This window comes from Rhizobium sp. LjRoot98 (genome assembly GCF_964252935.1).
Lineage (GTDB): Bacteria > Pseudomonadota > Alphaproteobacteria > Rhizobiales > Rhizobiaceae > Pararhizobium.
This window is the reverse complement of the sequence record NZ_CAXUPW020000003.1, coordinates 421,066-438,594: the sequence shown is the minus strand read 5'-3', so window position 1 is coordinate 438,594 and position 17,529 is coordinate 421,066. Positions and strand designations below refer to the sequence as shown.

Annotated in this window: 15 protein-coding genes; 5 read left to right on the top strand and 10 right to left on the bottom strand. The window is 60.8% G+C overall.

Features of this window, described 5'->3' with window-relative positions; genetic code table 11:
• The first annotated feature begins 198 nt into the window (after positions 1 to 198).
• A complete protein-coding gene (locus ACSQ3J_RS13970) occupies positions 199 to 1,851 on the top strand; it encodes an OFA family MFS transporter (protein ID WP_436039325.1) in 1,653 nt (550 codons plus the stop codon).
• Between the two features lie 155 nt (positions 1,852 to 2,006).
• Here ACSQ3J_RS13970 and ACSQ3J_RS13965 read toward each other — a convergent pair whose 3' ends face one another.
• Entirely contained in the window at positions 2,007 to 2,438 is a 432-nt protein-coding gene (locus ACSQ3J_RS13965; protein ID WP_436039324.1) for an Lrp/AsnC family transcriptional regulator, read from the bottom strand.
• 123 nt (positions 2,439 to 2,561) lie between these two features.
• Between ACSQ3J_RS13965 and ACSQ3J_RS13960 the strand changes: the two genes are divergently transcribed.
• Positions 2,562 to 3,665 (top strand): saccharopine dehydrogenase C-terminal domain-containing protein, encoded by a 1,104-nt coding sequence (locus tag ACSQ3J_RS13960; RefSeq protein ID WP_436039323.1) that lies wholly within the window; start codon positions 2,562 to 2,564, stop codon positions 3,663 to 3,665.
• A 375-nt stretch (positions 3,666 to 4,040) separates the two neighbouring features.
• Here ACSQ3J_RS13960 and ACSQ3J_RS13955 read toward each other — a convergent pair whose 3' ends face one another.
• The 7 genes from ACSQ3J_RS13955 to ACSQ3J_RS13925 all read right to left on the bottom strand — a co-directional run bounded on the left by ACSQ3J_RS13955 (position 4,041) and on the right by ACSQ3J_RS13925 (position 12,309).
• Positions 4,041 to 4,448, bottom strand: a complete 408-nt coding sequence (locus tag ACSQ3J_RS13955; RefSeq protein ID WP_436039322.1) for a F0F1 ATP synthase subunit epsilon — start codon at positions 4,446 to 4,448, stop codon at positions 4,041 to 4,043.
• A gap of 127 nt (positions 4,449 to 4,575) precedes the next feature.
• Entirely contained in the window at positions 4,576 to 6,138 is a 1,563-nt protein-coding gene (gene atpD, locus ACSQ3J_RS13950) for a F0F1 ATP synthase subunit beta (RefSeq protein WP_082511998.1), read from the bottom strand.
• A 24-nt stretch (positions 6,139 to 6,162) separates the two neighbouring features.
• Positions 6,163 to 7,044, bottom strand: a complete 882-nt coding sequence (locus ACSQ3J_RS13945; RefSeq protein WP_060502768.1) for a F0F1 ATP synthase subunit gamma — start codon at positions 7,042 to 7,044, stop codon at positions 6,163 to 6,165.
• 27 nt (positions 7,045 to 7,071) lie between these two features.
• Positions 7,072 to 8,601 (bottom strand): F0F1 ATP synthase subunit alpha, encoded by a 1,530-nt coding sequence (gene atpA / locus ACSQ3J_RS13940; protein WP_060502767.1) that lies wholly within the window; start codon positions 8,599 to 8,601, stop codon positions 7,072 to 7,074.
• Positions 8,601 to 9,167, bottom strand: coding sequence for a F0F1 ATP synthase subunit delta (locus ACSQ3J_RS13935; RefSeq protein WP_060502766.1), 567 nt, complete (start codon positions 9,165 to 9,167; stop codon positions 8,601 to 8,603). The genes atpA and ACSQ3J_RS13935 overlap by 1 nt, the downstream gene beginning before the upstream one ends.
• 262 nt (positions 9,168 to 9,429) lie before the next feature.
• Positions 9,430 to 9,816, bottom strand: coding sequence for an AGROH133_08824 family phage infection protein (locus tag ACSQ3J_RS13930; RefSeq protein WP_060502765.1), 387 nt, complete (start codon positions 9,814 to 9,816; stop codon positions 9,430 to 9,432).
• Between the two features lie 288 nt (positions 9,817 to 10,104).
• Positions 10,105 to 12,309 carry a primosomal protein N' gene (locus tag ACSQ3J_RS13925; protein WP_060502764.1) on the bottom strand — a complete coding sequence of 735 codons (2,205 nt, stop codon included), beginning with the start codon at positions 12,307 to 12,309 and terminating at the stop codon, positions 10,105 to 10,107.
• Between the two features lie 82 nt (positions 12,310 to 12,391).
• Between ACSQ3J_RS13925 and fsa the strand changes: the two genes are divergently transcribed.
• Positions 12,392 to 13,045, top strand: coding sequence for a fructose-6-phosphate aldolase (gene fsa / locus ACSQ3J_RS13920; RefSeq protein WP_436039321.1), 654 nt, complete (start codon positions 12,392 to 12,394; stop codon positions 13,043 to 13,045).
• Between the two features lie 59 nt (positions 13,046 to 13,104).
• Here the strand turns inward: fsa and ACSQ3J_RS13915 are convergent, their stop codons facing one another.
• Both ACSQ3J_RS13915 and ACSQ3J_RS13910 read right to left on the bottom strand, forming a co-directional pair.
• Positions 13,105 to 14,238, bottom strand: a complete 1,134-nt coding sequence (locus ACSQ3J_RS13915) for an AAA family ATPase (protein WP_436039319.1) — start codon at positions 14,236 to 14,238, stop codon at positions 13,105 to 13,107.
• A 10-nt stretch (positions 14,239 to 14,248) separates the two neighbouring features.
• On the bottom strand, positions 14,249 to 15,175 hold the full coding sequence (locus ACSQ3J_RS13910) for a GNAT family N-acetyltransferase (protein ID WP_436039318.1): 927 nt from the start codon (positions 15,173 to 15,175) through the stop codon (positions 14,249 to 14,251).
• Between the two features lie 131 nt (positions 15,176 to 15,306).
• Here ACSQ3J_RS13910 and ACSQ3J_RS13905 point away from each other — a divergent pair, with 131 nt between their 5' ends.
• Positions 15,307 to 16,248, top strand: a complete 942-nt coding sequence (locus tag ACSQ3J_RS13905) for a tyrosine recombinase XerC (protein WP_436039317.1) — start codon at positions 15,307 to 15,309, stop codon at positions 16,246 to 16,248.
• A 99-nt stretch (positions 16,249 to 16,347) separates the two neighbouring features.
• Positions 16,348 to 17,451, top strand: coding sequence for a TraB/GumN family protein (locus tag ACSQ3J_RS13900; RefSeq protein WP_436039344.1), 1,104 nt, complete (start codon positions 16,348 to 16,350; stop codon positions 17,449 to 17,451).
• The last annotated feature ends 78 nt before the right edge of the window (positions 17,452 to 17,529 follow it).

Below are 17,529 nucleotides of genomic sequence, written 5' to 3'. Positions count from 1 at the left end.
CCGCTACCGGCGGCGTGCCTCCCATAAACCATTGAAATCCTGAATGAGCCAATTTGGCATGCCGATTGCTCCCATGTTGGCAAGGACGGCAAAGACGGCACCACGCGTTGAGGAGCGGGTGGTGCAAAGCAAACCTCTGCCGACCCCGAAATGGCTTCATTGGGAACCGCCCGCTTGGGCGCACGGAGGACAAAATTCATGACGGCAACAACGGACACCTATGTGGGCGGAGGCTCGGTGGGTCTTCTCGACCGCGAACGCATCATCGCCAGGCCCGGCTTCAACCGCTGGCTCGTACCGCCTGCGGCACTTGCCATCCATCTCTGTATCGGCATGGCCTATGGCTTCAGCGTCTTCTGGCTGCCGCTGTCCAAGGCGCTCGGCACCACGCCTGACACCTGCGCCAGCATGAACCTCGCGTCTGCGCTGTTTACCACCACCTGCAACTGGCGCGTCGCCGATCTCGGCTGGATTTATACGCTGTTCTTCGTGCTGCTTGGCTGTTCAGCCGCCATTTGGGGCGGCTGGCTGGAACGCGTCGGTCCGCGCAAGGCAGGCTTCGTCTCCGCCTGCTGCTGGTGCGGCGGCATTCTTGTCGCAGCACTTGGCGTCTATACCCATCAGCTCTGGCTGATGTGGCTCGGCGCCGGAGTGATCGGCGGCATCGGTCTTGGTCTCGGTTACATCTCGCCGGTTTCCACCCTGATCAAATGGTTCCCCGACCGGCGCGGCATGGCGACCGGCATGGCGATCATGGGCTTTGGCGGCGGCGCCATGATCGGCGCTCCGCTTGCAAACCTGCTGATGACCAACTTCCGCACCGACGTTTCAGCCGGTGTCTGGCAGACCTTCGTCGTCATGGCGGTCATCTATTTCGTCTTCATGATGGGGGGCGCCTTCGGGTATCGCATCCCGCCTGCCGGCTGGCGTCCAGAAGGCTGGACACCGCCAGCCACCAAAAGCACGATGATCACCACCAAGCACGTGCATCTGCGCGACGCCCACAAGACAAAGCAGTTCTGGTTGATCTGGGCAGTCCTCTGCCTGAATGTCTCGGCCGGTATCGGTGTCATCGGCATGGCATCGCCGATGCTGCAGGAAATCTTCGCCGGTTCGCTGATCGGCCTGCCGGATGTCGCCTTTGCCGACCTTGATACCACGCAGAAGGCATCAATCGCCGCCATCGCGGCGGGCTTTACCGGGCTTCTCTCCCTGTTCAATATCGGCGGCCGTTTCTTCTGGGCATCGCTGTCGGACAAGATCGGCCGCAAGAACACCTACTTCTGCTTCTTCATCCTCGGCATCGCGCTCTACGCGCTGGCCCCGACACTCGCCGGTCTTGGTAACAAGGCTCTGTTCGTGCTCGCCTTCGGCATCATCCTGTCGATGTATGGCGGCGGGTTCGCCACCATCCCGGCCTATCTCGCCGACATCTTCGGCACGCAGTTCGTCGGCGCCATCCACGGGCGTCTGCTGACGGCCTGGGCAACGGCCGGCATCGTCGGTCCCGTCGTGGTCAACTATATCCGCGAAGCGCAGATTTCAGCCGGCGTCGCGCCCGGGCCTGAACTTTATACCGGCACGATGTATATCCTCGCCGGCATGCTCGCGCTGGGCCTGATCGCCAACGCACTGGTCCGGCCGCTGTCGGACACGTGGTTCATGAAGGATGCGGAAGTGGCCGCTCTGCAGGCCAAATCCGCTGCGGCCAATACCGGTCCGACCGGCTCGTTCGGCATCGGCACTGGCGGTTTCGATGGAACAGCCCTGATCGCCTGGGCCATCGTCGGCATTCCGATGCTGTGGGGCATCTGGGTGACGCTACGGGCCAGCATGGCGCTGTTTGGGTAAGGACGCGCTGGGGTCGCCCCTCATCCGCCCTGTCGGGGACCTTCCCGTAAACGGGGAGAAGGGAACAAGCGGCAACCTCTATCATCCCCTCTCCCCGCAAGCGGGGAGAGGGTTAGGGTGAGGGGCGGTTGCCAAGCGCCTCACTGGCCGAATGACTACCGGTTGATCCGCGTCGACAGAATGATTGACGACAGCGTCTTTTCCACCCCGTCGATCTCGCCGATCCGGTCGATCACCAGATCGAGTTCGCTGATCGATGACGCCGCGACGATGGCGATCAGGTCGAAGCTGCCGCTCACCGAATGCAGCGTCCGCACGTCCTCGATATCGTGCAGGTCCTGCGTCACCCGCCCCAGCGCCTTGGCGGCAAGCGTGATCAGCACATGCGCCTTGACCAGCCCCTTTTCGAAATCATCCGACAGCCGCACGCCATAACCGGCAATGATGCCATCCCGCTCCAGCCGCTCGAGCTTTGCCTGTACCGTGGTGCGTGAAAGACCGAGTTTTCGCGCCAGAAGCGCCGTCGGCATGCGGGCATTCTCGCTGAGAAGGGCGAGAAGCTGCCGGTCCTTATCCGCTAACGTCATATCGATCATCCAGATCGGCATTATGCCGATTATTGATCGGCATTTTTATCAAATCAGCGCTTCATATCAACCATCGGAAGGCAGATAATTCCCGCATAGACAGACTCATTCGGGGAACTTACTATGAAAAACATCGTTGTCATCGGCGCCGGCAAGATCGGCTCGACCATTGCCCGCCTTCTCGCCCATTCCGGCGATTATCAGGTGACATTGGCCGACCGCAGCGCCGAGCAGCTTGCCCTGATCGAAAAGCACGACGCCATTTCGGTCACGGAAATCGACATCTCCGACAGCGCCGCCATGGTCAAGTTGCTGACCGGCAAGTTCGCCGTCCTCAGCGCTGCCCCGTTCCATCTGACGATCGCGATTGCCGAAGCCGCCTCCAAGGCTGGCGTCCACTACCTCGACTTGACCGAAGACGTCGAATCCACCCGCCAGGTCAAGGAAATTGCCGAAAAGGCCAACACCGCCTTCATTCCGCAGTGCGGCCTCGCACCGGGCTTCATCTCCATCGTTGCCAACGATCTCGCCAGCCGCTTCGACACGCTCGACAGCGTCCGCATGCGCGTCGGCGCCCTGCCGCAGTATCCGTCCAACGCCCTGAACTATAACCTGACCTGGAGCACCGACGGCGTCATCAACGAATATATCGAACCCTGCGAAGCCATCGTCGAAGGCCAGTTGATCACTGTACCGGCGCTCGAGGAACGCGAAGAGTTCTCGCTCGACGGCGTCACCTATGAAGCCTTCAACACGTCGGGCGGCCTTGGCACGCTCTGCGAAACGCTGAAGGGCAAGGTCCGCACGCTCAACTATCGCACCATCCGTTATCCCGGCCATGCCGCGATCATGAAGGCGCTGCTCAACGACCTCGGCCTGCGCCATCGCCGTGAAGTCCTGAAGGATATCTTCGAAAACTCGCTGCCCTCGACCATGCAGGACGTCGTCATCATCTTCGTCACGGTTTCGGGCCGCAAGGAAGGCCGCCTGGTGCAGGAAACCTACGCCAACAAGGTCTACAGCGCCGTTGTCGCCGGCCGCATGATGAGTGCCATCCAGATCACCACGGCAACCAGCATCTGCGCCGTTCTCGACATGCTGGCCAAGGGCGAGCTGCCCGCCAAGGGCTTCATCCGCCAGGAAGAAATCGGCCTCGACGCGTTCCTCAAGAGCCGTTTTGGCCATCACTACGAACAGCGCGCCTACGCCGACAAAATGGCTAGCTGATCTGCGGGGATAAAAAGACTTCAAAACCGCGATGCCCGGGATTTTACGATCCCGGGCTTTTTTGTGCGCGGACTTACCCAAGACCTTCAGGGAGGCGGCAGTCCCTTCTCTCCGACGGCAAGAAGAAGAGCACGCAAAAGCCTGGCCTACCGGAAAGCTCCCCCACAAAACCGCGCAGGCCGCCGAATGATACGCTGTTACTCGGAACAGGAGGTTATCTGGCGCTCAATCAGGCCAGCTGGATCTTTGCACGATCAAACCGGTGACACGGCGTGCGCCGGCAGCAAGGGGTCTTAAACCACCGCGCGGCGAGCAAAATCCGGACAATAAAAAACCCCGCCGGAGCGGGGTTCGAAAGTCACGTCACTGACTCTTTCAGGCTGCAACAACGATCTCATTCAACTGCGTCAGCTCTGCAAGAAAGCTTTCCAGGCGCGTCTTGTGTTCGTCGCTGTGCGAGCCATCTTCCAGCTCGGACTTGGCAGCGTCCATGCGCCTCTGGATCAGCTGGGCATCGACTTCGCTGACCGGAACAGCGGATTCGGCAAGCAGCGTGCAACCGGTCGGCAGGATATCGGCGAAACCGCCAAACACGACATAGCGCGTAACCTTGCCGTCAACAGCCTTGACGGTGACAATGCCCGGCTTGATCGTCGTCATGACAGGCGCATGATTGGCCATTACGGTCATTTCGCCTTCCGTTGCGGGAAGAACGACTTCGCTGACGCGCTCGGAAAGCAGCAGGCGCTCCGGGGAGACGAGTTCGAAATAGAAATCAGCCATGATCATTCGCTTCTTTTGGCGCTACCGGCGAGAAACCCCGGCAGAAAATCCCGTTCGGCGCGGCCGGACAACTGCCAGCCGCAGCGAGTGACGATCGGGGCGCCATTAGCGCCCCGATCAAAAGTCATTAAGCGGCTTCGGCAGCCAGGCGCTTGGCCTTTTCGATCGCTTCTTCCATGGAACCAACCATGTAGAAAGCGGCTTCCGGGAGATGGTCGTACTCGCCGTTGACGAGGCCCTTGAAGCCCTTGATCGTGTCTTCGAGCGCAACCAGCTTGCCCGGCGAACCGGTGAAGACTTCGGCGACGAAGAATGGCTGCGACAGGAAGCGCTCGATCTTACGGGCGCGGGCAACGGCCAGCTTGTCTTCTTCCGACAGTTCGTCCATGCCCAGGATGGCGATGATGTCCTGGAGCGACTTGTAGCGCTGCAGGGTCGTCTGCACCTTACGGGACACTTCGTAGTGCTCTTCGCCGACGATCATCGGGTCGAGCATGCGCGAGGTCGAGTCGAGCGGGTCAACGGCCGGGTAGATACCCTTTTCAGCGATCGAACGCGACAGAACGGTCGTTGCGTCCAAGTGGGCGAACGAGGTTGCCGGCGCCGGGTCGGTCAAGTCGTCGGCCGGAACGTAGATGGCCTGAACCGAGGTGATCGAGCCCTTGGTCGTCGTGGTGATGCGTTCCTGCATCTGGCCCATGTCGGTGGCGAGCGTCGGCTGATAACCAACGGCCGAAGGAATACGGCCGAGAAGAGCCGACACTTCGGAACCTGCCTGGGTGAAGCGGAAGATGTTGTCCACGAAGAACAGAACGTCCTGACCTTCGTCACGGAACTGTTCAGCGATCGTCAGACCGGTCAGAGCGACGCGAGCGCGGGCGCCCGGCGGTTCGTTCATCTGGCCGTAAACGAGGGCCGCCTTGGAGCCTTCGCCACCGCCGTGCTTGTTCACGCCGGATTCGATCATTTCGTGGTAAAGGTCGTTGCCTTCGCGGGTACGTTCACCCACGCCGGCGAAGACCGAGTAACCACCGTGCGCCTTGGCGACGTTGTTGATCAGTTCCATGATCAGAACCGTCTTGCCAACGCCGGCGCCGCCGAACAGGCCGATCTTGCCGCCCTTGGCGTAAGGAGCGAGCAGGTCGACAACCTTGATGCCGGTGACGAGGATCTGTGCTTCCGTCGACTGTTCGACGTAGGACGGTGCTTCCTGGTGGATCGAGCGCTTGCCCGAAGTGATCAGCGGACCAGCTTCGTCAACCGGCTCGCCGATGACGTTCATGATGCGGCCGAGCGTTTCCAGACCAACCGGAACGGTGATCGGAGCGCCCGTATCCGTAACCGGCTGACCGCGAACCAGACCTTCGGTCGAGTCCATGGCGATCGTGCGGACGGCATTTTCACCGAGATGCTGTGCGACTTCGAGAACAAGGCGGTTGCCGTTGTTGTCGGTTTCCAGCGCGTTCAGGATCTGCGGCAGCTGACCTTCATCGAAGGTCACGTCGACGACGGCGCCGATGACCTGCGTAACGCGGCCGACTGCGCCAGCTGCCGTGACGGCAACCTTGGCTGCCGGTGCCTTCTTCGCCACAGCGGCCTTCGCTGCTGCTGCCGGCTTTTCCGCTGCTGCCTTCACTGCTGCCGGCTTCTTAGCCGCTGCTGTTGTACTGGGGGTAGCTGCCTTAGCCATAATCCTTACCCTCTTTCCGTAACCTTAGAGCGCTTCCGCGCCCGAAATGATTTCAATGAGTTCCTTGGTGATCTGAGCCTGGCGCTGACGGTTGTAGGACAATGTCAGCTTGTTGATCATTTCACCGGCATTGCGCGTGGCGTTGTCCATCGCGCTCATTTTGGCACCCATTTCACCGGCAACATTTTCGAGCAGAGCCCGGAAAACCTGCACCGAAATGTTGCGCGGAATAAGATCGTTGAGGATCTCGCCCGCATCTGGCTCGTATTCGTAGATCGCAGCCGCTGCATCCGTCTGCTCCGCGCCTGCCGGAACGGCAGCCGGGATCAGCTGAAGAGCTGTCGGAACCTGCGATATCACCGACTTGAATTCCGAATAGAACAGCGTGCAGACATCGAACTCGTTCTTTTCGAACAGGCTGATGATCTTCTTGCCAATCTGGTCGGCATTTTCAAAGCCGATCTTCTTGACTTCACGCAGGTCGACACGGTCGATGATCAGCGATGCGAATTCGCGGCGCAGGATATCGAAGCCCTTCTTGCCGACGCAGACGATCTTCACCGTCTTGCCTTCGGCAAGCAGCTTGCGCACGTGGTCACGGGCAAAGCGGGCAATCTGCGAGTTGAAACCACCGCAGAGGCCGCGTTCCGCCGTGCAGACCACGAGCAGATGCGTCTGGTTCTGACCGTTGCCGGTCATCAGGCGAGGTGCACTATCATCCGAACCGACAGCGGCGGCGATGTTCGAAAGAACAGCGCTCATCCGTTGCGAGTAAGGCCGTGCGGCCTCGGCCGCCTCCTGCGCACGCCGAAGCTTCGCCGCGGCGACCATTTTCATCGCCTTGGTGATCTTCTGCGTCGCCTTGACGGAGGCGATCCTGTTTTTCAGATCCTTAAGTGAAGGCATCGGTTGTCCGTCCTAACTGGTACCCGATCAGGCGAAGGATTTCGCAAACGTGTCGATGGCAGCCTTGAGCTTGCCCTTGACGTCGTCGCTGATTGCCTTGTCCTTGCGGATAGCCTCAAGAATGTCCTTGCCTTCGGAACGCATGTACGACAGCAGACCCTGCTCGAACGCGCCAACCTTGTTGACGGCGATCTTGTCGAGGTAACCGTTCACGCCAGCGAAGATGACCGCGACCTGCTCTTCCGTCTTCAGCGGCGAGAACTGCGGCTGCTTCAGGAGTTCGGTCAGGCGTGCACCACGGTTCAACAGACGCTGCGTTGCAGCATCGAGGTCGGAACCGAACTGGGCAAACGCTGCCATTTCGCGATACTGGGCGAGTTCACCCTTGATCGAACCAGCAACCTGCTTCATCGCCTTGATCTGGGCGGCCGAACCAACGCGGGAAACCGACAGACCGACGTTAACAGCCGGGCGGATACCCTGGTAGAACAGGTCCGTTTCAAGGAAGATCTGGCCGTCGGTGATCGAGATCACGTTGGTTGGGATGAACGCCGAAACGTCGTTACCCTGGGTTTCGATGACCGGCAGAGCCGTCAGCGAACCAGCACCCATCTCGTCGGAAAGCTTTGCAGCGCGCTCGAGCAGACGGGAATGCAGGTAGAAAACGTCGCCCGGATAAGCTTCGCGGCCCGGAGGACGACGCAGAAGCAGAGACATCTGACGATAGGCCACAGCCTGCTTCGACAAGTCGTCGTAACCGATCAGAGCGTGCATGCTGTTGTCGCGGAAGTATTCGCCCATGGCAGCGCCAGCGAACGGTGCGAGATACTGCATCGGAGCCGGATCGGACGCCGTTGCGGCGATGATGATCGAGTACTTCAGTGCGCCGCGCTCTTCGAGCACCTTAACGAACTGAGCAACCGTCGAACGCTTCTGGCCGATAGCGACGTAAACGCAGTACAGCTTTTCGCTGTCCGGGCCGTTGTCGTGGATCGACTTCTGGTTCAGGATCGTGTCGAGAATGATGGCGGTCTTGCCGGTCTGACGGTCACCGATGACCAGCTCGCGCTGGCCGCGGCCAACCGGGATCAGAGCGTCGATGGCCTTGAGGCCGGTCGACATCGGCTCATGAACCGACTTGCGCGGGATGATGCCCGGCGCCTTGACGTCAACGCGCGAGCGCTGCTTGGCATTGATCGGGCCCTTGCCGTCGATCGGATTGCCGAGTGCGTCAACAACGCGGCCGAGCAGTTCCGGACCAACCGGAACGTCAACGATGGCGCCGGTCCGCTTGACGGTGTCGCCTTCCTTGATTTCGCGGTCGGCGCCGAAAATAACGACACCAACGTTGTCGGCTTCAAGGTTCAGCGCCATGCCGCGAATTCCACCCGGGAATTCGACCATCTCACCTGCCTGAACATTGTCCAGACCGTAGACGCGGGCAATACCGTCACCGACGGAAAGCACTTGACCGACTTCGGAGACAACTGCCTCCTGGCCGAAGTTTTTGATTTGATCTTTGAGAATTGCGGAAATTTCCGCGGCGCGGATATCCATCAGCCGACCTCTTTCAGTGCAAGCTTAAGGCTAGAAAGCTTTGTGCGAAGGGAAGTGTCAATCTGGCGGGACCCGACCTTGACGATCAGACCACCGAGAATAGAGGGTTCAACCGTGACGTTGAGCGTCACGTCTTTGCCGGTGACGCCCTTGAGCGCCGCCTTCAATTCAGTCTGCTGCGCTGCCGTCAGGGCATGCGCCGAAGTCACGTCAGCAGAAACTTCGCCACGATGACGGGCAGCAGTTTCGCGATAGGACTTGACGATGCCAGGCACCGCGAACAGGCGGCGATTGCGTGCAACCACCTTCAGGAAGTTACCGACCAGACCCGAAATACCGGCCTTCGCGATGATCGCGGAAATGGCCTTGAACTGGTCGTCGGCAGAAAAGATCGGGCTGACGATAAGACGCTTCAGATCAGCGCTCTCGTTGATCAGCGACTGGAACTTGTCCAGATCCGCCCCCACGCTCTCCACCGAACCCGCCTCCAGTGCGAGATCGAAAAGCGAAGACGCGTACCTTTCTGCAACACCGGAAATAAGCTGGGATGTGTCTGCCACGGGCACAAGCTTCTCTTATTTTAATTCAAGAGCGATGTCTGCGGAGAACCGTAAACCCAACACCTTGAATTTGTTGCTATATTTTAAAGGACATACAAGCCGGGCGGCCTGTTTCCCCCACAAGTCGCGGTTCGTCTAGCATAGGATATCTGGACTCGCAACACGCGAACCGCACGAATGCGCATAGTTCTGGCCGGTTTGGCCAAATTTTGACAAAAAGGGGGTATGAGCTGACGAGGTCCGCGCTGTAGGCCCTTGCTGGCCGGGTTTAGATAAAACCAAAGACATAGGCCAGGGGCAACGCCGAGAGCACGATCTGGACGATCAGATACAACCAGTTCACAACCGTATTGCCGCTGTCCGACAGCATCGACAGGATGCGTCCGAACGCCGCAAGCGCAAAGGCAGCACCGAGCGCCAGATAGACCATCGGCTGGGCCAAAAGCAGCGCGGCAATGCCAAGCCCGAGATGAAAGCCGCCCATCGTGGAGCGCGCCTCCGCATACCCGCCGCGTCGGCCTTCACGCAGATCTATCCCCAGAGCCCGGAAGGCAATGCCCGGTGCAAACAGGAAGACAAGCCCGAGCAGCGAGGTCATTACGGCGGCGCAGAACGCCAGGAATTCTCCCGTTTCGGTTGGAATGTAGAACTCCATGCCTGTCCCCTCATGTCTTGCGCCGACTTCGCGACGAGAGAGGATTAACGCAGTGGAAAGGAAAAGGGAATCAGGTGCAGAGAGGTAATCCAAAGGTAGCTTGCCCGCCTACGCCGGACTGCCCCTCACCCTAGCCCTCTCCCCGCTCGCGGGGAGAGGGGACGACGGAGCGGATCATTCGCTCCCAGCTATATCGTCGCGAGGTGGAAAGAAGGTGCGGCATATCCCTTCTCCCCGCAGACGGGGAGAAGGTGGCCGACAGGCCGGATGAGGGGCTTTTTCGCGATTCTACAAAAAGCTCTGCGGATCGATATCCAGCTGGACGCTGACCGATCCGCGAACCTTCGGCCCGTTCGCCATCATCGTCTTCACGAAGGCCTGCATGTCGCTGTTGCGCCGTCCGTGCACCAGAAGCCGGAACCGGTGCCGTCCGCGGATCAGCGCCAGCGGCGCTTCGGCCGGGCCCAGAATAGTAATGCCGCTCACCTTGGGAGCCGCCTGCCGCAGACCGCGCGCGTGACCCTCTGCATCGGGGCGGGTATCGGCCGAGACGATGATCGAGGCAAGGCGGCCAAACGGCGGCAGCAATGCCTTTTCCCGCTCGCCGATTTCGCGTTCGTAAAACGCTTCCGAATCGCCCGAAACGATCGCCTGCATCACCGGATGTTGCGGCTGGTAGGTCTGCAGCAGGCCAAGCGACTTGAGGCCGGTGCGCCCCGCCCGGCCCGTCACCTGGCTAAGCAGCTGGAATGTCCGCTCCGCCGCACGCGGATCGCCGTTGGCAAGCCCGATATCGGCATCGACAATGCCGACGAAAGTCATCATCGGGAAATTATGTCCCTTGGCGACCAGCTGCGTGCCGACGACAATATCCGCCTCGCCCTTGGCAATGGCTTCGAGCTCCAGCCGCAAGCGCTTGACGCCCATCAGGTCGGACGACAGCACGATGGTGCGGGCATCGGGAAAATGCCGGTCGACCTCCTCGGCGATCCGCTCGACACCCGGGCCGCAGGCAACCAGATGATCGAGCGTGCCGCATTCCGGGCAGCTCTCCGGCGTCTTTTGCGCATAGCCGCAATGATGGCACTGGATCTGGCCACGGAACCGGTGCTCGACCAGCCAGCTGGAGCAGTCCGGGCACTGAAACCGGTGGCCGCAGACCCGGCAGAGCGTCAGCGGCGCATAGCCGCGCCGGTTGAGAAACAGCAACGCCTGTTCACCGCGCTCCACCGCCTTGCCGATATAGCGCAGCATCACCGGCGACAGGAAACCGCCGCGCTCCGGCGGATGTTTGCGCATGTCGACAAGCCCCAGATCCGGCAGCGCCGCATCGCCAAACCGCGTCGGCAGATGGATCGGATTGTAGCGGCCAAGATCGCCATTGACCCGGCTTTCGACCGATGGCGTCGCAGACACCAGCACGATCGGGAATTCGCCGATCCGGGCCCGCACCACCGCCATGTCACGCGCATTATAGAAGACACGATCTTCCTGCTTGTAGGCCGGGTCATGCTCCTCATCGACAATGATCAGCCCAAGATTCTCGAACGGCAGGAACAGCGCGGAACGCGCGCCGGCGACGACCCGCACGCCGCCCTCCGTCACCTGCCGCCAGACTTTTTCGCGGGTCCGTGGCGCAAGGTCCGAGTGCCATTCGGCCGGCTTGGAGCCAAAGCGATCCTGAAACCGTTCGAGGAAACTCGCCGTCAGCGCAATTTCCGGCAAAAGGATCAGCACCTGCTTTCCGGCCTTCAGGGTCGCGGCAATCGCCTCGAAATAGACCTCGGTCTTGCCGGAGCCGGTAATGCCATCGATGAGGGACACAGAAAACCCGCCGGCATCGACGCTTTCCAGAAGATCGATGGCCGCCTGTTTCTGCGGTCCCTCGAGCCGGTGCCCGGCATAATCGGGATCGGGTGCCGCCACCACCGGCGGCGGCGGCATGAACACGGTCTCGAACACGCCTTGCGCGGTCAGCCCGTCGATGACGCTGGACGAGGTACCAGCCGCATGCGCCAGCCCGGAACGGGTCCAGGTAAATCCGTTGTCGGCCGTCGCGATCACCCGCTCACGCGCCGATGTCATCCGCTCCGGCCGCATGTCCGTCAGCCGCAAGCCTTCTATCATGGGCTCCGGATCAAACGCCGCCGGAGCCCGGAGCGCCATGCGCGCCACCAGACCGGGCGGTGAAACCGTATAGGACGCGACCCAGTCGAGAAAGGTGCGCATATCCTTCGCCAGAGGCGGGCAATCGAAGACCTGGGTAATCGCCTTCAATTTCTTTGGATCGACACTGCCATCGTCAACGCCGTCCCAGACGACGCCCACCACCTGGCGTGGCCCGAGCGGCACCTGGACGATCGATCCGGGCTCGACGGCCATTCCCTCCGGCACGGCATAGGAGTATGGTTTCGGGGCGGGCATCGGCACCAGAACGGGCACGACGCGGCGGGCGAACAGGTCGTCAAACAAATCGGTCGAATCTTCAGTCATCGGCCGTGACCTTGCCCCCGGATTGCGTTAAAGAAAACCCCGAAACAACACAGCAGCCCCCGCATCCCAAGGGAGAATACCAATGAAGTTTTTTGTCGATACAGCCGATGTCAATGAAATCCGGGAGTTGAATGACCTGGGCCTCGTCGACGGCGTCACGACCAACCCTTCGCTGATCCTGAAGTCCGGCCGCAATATCGTCGAAGTCACCAAGGAAATCTGCAGCATCGTTGAAGGCCCGGTTTCCGCCGAAGTCGCCGCCACCGAATACGAGCAGATGATGAAGGAAGCGGCTGTCATCTCCAAGATCGCCGACAATATCTGCATCAAGCTGCCGCTGACGCTCGATGGCCTCAAGGCCTGCAAGAACCTGTCGTCGGATGGTCACCTGACCAACGTCACCCTGTGCTTCTCGGCCAACCAGGCCCTCCTCGCCGCCAAGGCCGGCGCTACCTTCGTATCGCCTTTCGTCGGCCGCCTCGACGACATCGCCTTCGACGGCATGGACCTGATCCGCGAAATCCGCCAGATCTTCGACAATTACGGCTACGAGACCGAAATCCTCGCCGCCTCGATCCGTACGGTCAACCACGTCAAGGAAGCCGCTCTCATCGGCGCCAACGTCATCACCGCCCCGCCGGCAACGCTCAAGGCCCTCGTCAAGCACCCGCTGACCGACAAGGGCCTCGAAACCTTCCTCGCCGACTGGGCCAAGACCGGCCAGAAGATCGCCTGATTTTTTCAGGTTTTGGAATAAACGAAGCCCCGCGAGACGATCGCGGGGCTTTTTTTGTTTCAATCATCATCCTCTTCGATCACGCCGGTCAGCCGCATCCCCTCGATCCAGGTCGCGCCGTCGTTGCGGATCACGCGTTTCGGGCGAGCGCCGCAGCGCTTGTAGATTTCTCCGGCCAGCAGTTCGGAATGGGTAACGATCCAGATCTGGCTGTCGGTGGATGCTTGCGCGATCATTTCGGCAAGTGCAGGCAACATGTCGGGATGCAGGCTGGTTTCCGGTTCATTGAGCGCGATGAAGCGGGGTTTGCGGTAGGAGAGCAGCGCACCAGCCAGCGCCAGGAACCGCATCTGGCCGTCCGACAGTTCGCGCGGTGAAAACTGGCGTTGCGGAAAATCCGGGAAGACCAGCGAGAATTCGGCGAACTCTTCTGGTTCGGGCACGACAAGCCGGGCGCCGCCAAAGGCATCGGCAATCGCCCGGTCGAGATCGACCGTATCCTGGCGGGTATGAAACAGCGTCGCAAAGACGGCCGCGAGGTTGGAGCCGTCCTCGTCCAGCATCGGCGCGGTGACGGCAAGACAGGGCGAGCGCAGCGGTGAATCGCGGTCCGTGCGGAACCCATGGAAAAAGCGCCAGCCATCGATCGCCCGCCGGAACGTGCCGATCTCCGGGTAATGCCCGGCGTCGCCCAAGAGCGCGATGGCGGTTTCCGAGGTCAGCGCCTGTTCCGGGTGTTCCTCCATGCGGCCTGCCGCATTTCTGACGAAGATGCCCGGCCCGGCCCGCTTCATAACCGTCACCGGCCGGCCGGCATCGACCTTCAGCTCCTCCTCCTTCACCTGCGGCTCGAAGATGAACCCGGCAGCAGCCTTTGCGGGACGCAACCCGGCCTCGACGCGGTAGAGAAAACTCAGTGCCTGAACCTCGTCGAGCAGCTCGACCTCAAGCTTGATGCGAACGGGATCGCCGCTACGGCGCCTGCCGCTCCAAAGCGCCGAAGCCATGCCACCTTCGCGGGCAATCTCGTGCGCCAGCCTGCCACGCACGGCAGCCTGGATCAGCTGCAGGGCGCGGTAGAGATTGGACTTGCCGACACCGTTTTCGCCGATGAACAGGTTGACGCCGGCCATATCCATGCGGATGGATTTGAGCGAACGGTAATTAACGGCGAACATGGAGCGAATCTGCATGATGCAGAATTTACCCGATCGTCTCCACTGACGAAACCGGGTTGCGGAACTGTGTATTGCCATCGAACGCCAGATCAAAGACGGTGTGGCGTTCCAGAGCGCGCGTCACCTCGATCGGATCGCCATCCAGCGCATCCGGCTGAATGAGGTTGCCGATGGTGAAATCGAACAGGTCGCCCTTCTTGTTCAAAAGCTCATGAAACACCGTCATGTCGCGCAGTTCGGTCGACCATTTGGCGAGCCAGTAGAACAGCCCAGAATTGCGCGCCGACATATGCACCGGCAGGATGGCCAGATTGTACTTGCGGGCAAAGCCGACAGCCGACGTTTTCCATGGCCGCTCATTGAGCCGCCCATTCGCCCAATAGGCGATCCGGCCGGAGGGAAACAGCACTGTCGCCTTGCCCTCCGAGATCGCCCGGTTGGTGATCTGCAGCGTTTCACGCGCCTTCAGCTTGCTCTTGTAGTCCTCGCGCCACTCGACCGGGATGACCATTTCGGCAAAGCGCGGATTGACCCGGATGGCATCGCGATTGGCAAAGAACATCATGTCGGGGCGGCGGATTTTTAAGAGATCAAACACCGCAATACCGTCGGCAATGCCGGTCGGATGGTTGCTCACCAGCAAGAAACCACCCTTTTCGGGGATACGCTCTTCGTTACGCACGCGGATATCAAGCGACAGGGTCCGGCTCAGGTGTTCGAACGCCTGGAAACCCGGGGCATTGGCAACAGCGTCGGCAAACTCGATCGCCTTGCGGTAGTTCAGCAGCATGTAGAGAAACGGCCGCATCACCGGCCAGAGCGGATGCTGGACGATACGCTGGCCGCGTTCGGCAATCAGCGTATCGACGATATGGCCCGGCTGGCCATGCGATACCAGCGCCACCGTCTCTGCGAAATAGGTGAAACCGCTTGCCGAATCCCGTCGCGCCATCGCTTCTTCCGCCTTGCCTGCGCTTGAGCTATCGCAGTTGAATATGATCCGGGCATGACAAATTCCAAGGGCTGTTAGGAAAAACATAACCGGCTGGCGCGCAGAGTCGCGATCATCTGAAATCGCGGAGCATGGCTGTGAACGAACTGCTGATCATTGGTCATCCCGAGTTGATGGCCGAGCGCCAGCGCTGGCTTTCCGGCCTTGGAGAGGAGCGGCGGCTGTCGGACAAGACAGTCGAAGCCTATGAGCGCGACACGCGGCAATTCCTGCATTTCCTGACCGGGCACCTCAGCGGCCCTGCCCGGCTGAGCGACATCAGCGCGTTGCGCCCCGGCGATCTGCGCGGCTTTCTCGCCGCCCGCCGGCGGGATGGCGCCGGAGCGCGAACGCTTGGACGCGGGCTGGCCGGCCTGCGCTCGTTCCTGCGCTATCTGGAAAAGAAAGGCATGGCCAACGCCGCCGGTGCGTCTGCCGTTCGCTCGCCCAAACAACCGAAATCCCTACCAAAGCCGCTGACGGCAACGGATGCGCTGACGGTCGTTACCAATGATGCGCAATTGGCCGAAGAGCCCTGGATTGCCGCACGCAACGCTGCCGTCCTGACGTTGCTCTACGGCTGCGGCCTGCGTATTTCCGAAGCGCTGGCCCTGACGCCAGCCGATTTTGCCGGTGCGCCGACAGCGCTGCGCATCCATGGCAAGGGCGGCAAGACCCGCATCGTGCCGCTGATCTCGGCGGCGGTCGATGCCATACGCGCCTATGAAAAACTCTGCCCCTATCATCTGGCAGCGGACGGCCCGCTGTTTCGCGGCGCCAAGGGCGGCAAGCTGCAACCGGCGATCATCCAGCGCGAGATGCAGAAGCTGCGCGGCGCGCTTGGCCTGCCGGATACGGCAACGCCGCATGCCCTGCGCCACTCCTTCGCCACCCATCTGCTCGCGGGCGGCGGCGACTTGAGGACCATTCAGGAACTGCTCGGCCATGCCAGCCTGTCAACCACGCAGGTCTATACCGGCGTCGATTCGGCACGGCTGCTCGAAATCTATGATCGTGCTCACCCACGCGCCTGAATTTTGCCGGTTAAGGCGCGTTAACCAGTTTTGTTAAACGGCCCGTGAGGCCTGGGCAGCTAGAATCGCCGGATTGATGTTTCGCAGACAGGATCGATGATGTTTCAGCACTGGGCAAAACCGGCACGCAGCCTGGCAGATAGATTGACCAGCAGGTTGGGCGATAACCTGCTTGCGCTGATCGCCACGTTGCACGTCCTGTTTGCACTCAGCCTGATCGTCACCCTTCTGTCGATTTCTCCGGCCCATGCCGAAGAAATATCCTGCGGCGGCAAGAACCTGATCGCCGAAATGCGCACATCCGATCCAGCCCGGTTCGCGGCGTTGGAGAAGGAGGCGGCGGCCGTTCCGAACGGCAAGGGTACATTCTGGAAGATCGAGAAGCCCGGCGTTGCGCCATCCTATCTGCTCGGCACCATGCACGTCACCGATCCGCGCGTGCTGGCCATGCCTGCCGGCGCCAGCCAGGCCTATGACACATCCGGGACCGTCATCGTCGAATCCGACGAGATCGTCGATGACCGCAAAGCTGCCGCTACGATCATGATGCAGCCCGGTTTGACGATGTTTGCCGATGGCAAGTCGATCAAGGACTTCCTCAAGCCCGAAGACGTTGCGAAGCTGGAAGCGGGGTTGAAGACGCGCGGCATTCCGCTGACGCTGGTGGCCAAGATGAAGCCGTGGATGATTGCCAGTTTCGTTGCCCTGCCCGCCTGCGAAATGAGTCGCAAGGCCGCCGGCGCCGCGTTCCTCGATAAAAAGCTGGCCGAGGATGCCTTGAAACAGGGCAAGAGCCTGAAAGGGCTGGAGACCCTGGTCGAGCAGTTGCAGGCCATGGATGCGCTGCCGGTGCAGTTTCATCTGGAAGCGCTGATCGAGACATTGGCACTCGGCGACACCATTACCGACGTCATGGAAACAACCACCGAGCTTTATCTCTCCGGCGATACCGGCCTGATCATGCCAATGATGAAAGCGGTTTCGGAAGAGAAGTCCACCAGCGATGATGCAGGCTACGCCGATTTCGAACAACGCATCATCACCGACCGCAACAAGACCATGGCGACGAGAGCCAGGCCGATCCTCGACGGTGGCGCTGTCTTCATGGCCGTCGGCGCCCTGCACCTGCCGGGCAACGAAGGCGTGATCGAACTTCTGCGCAAGGACGGCTTTACCGTCACCAGCATGTCGGCCGCCAATTGAGCGGCCTCCCTCTTCTCTCCCGCAGGGAGAAGTGCCAAACGCAGTGAGGCGATGAGGGGCGTTTCGGCGTATTCCGCA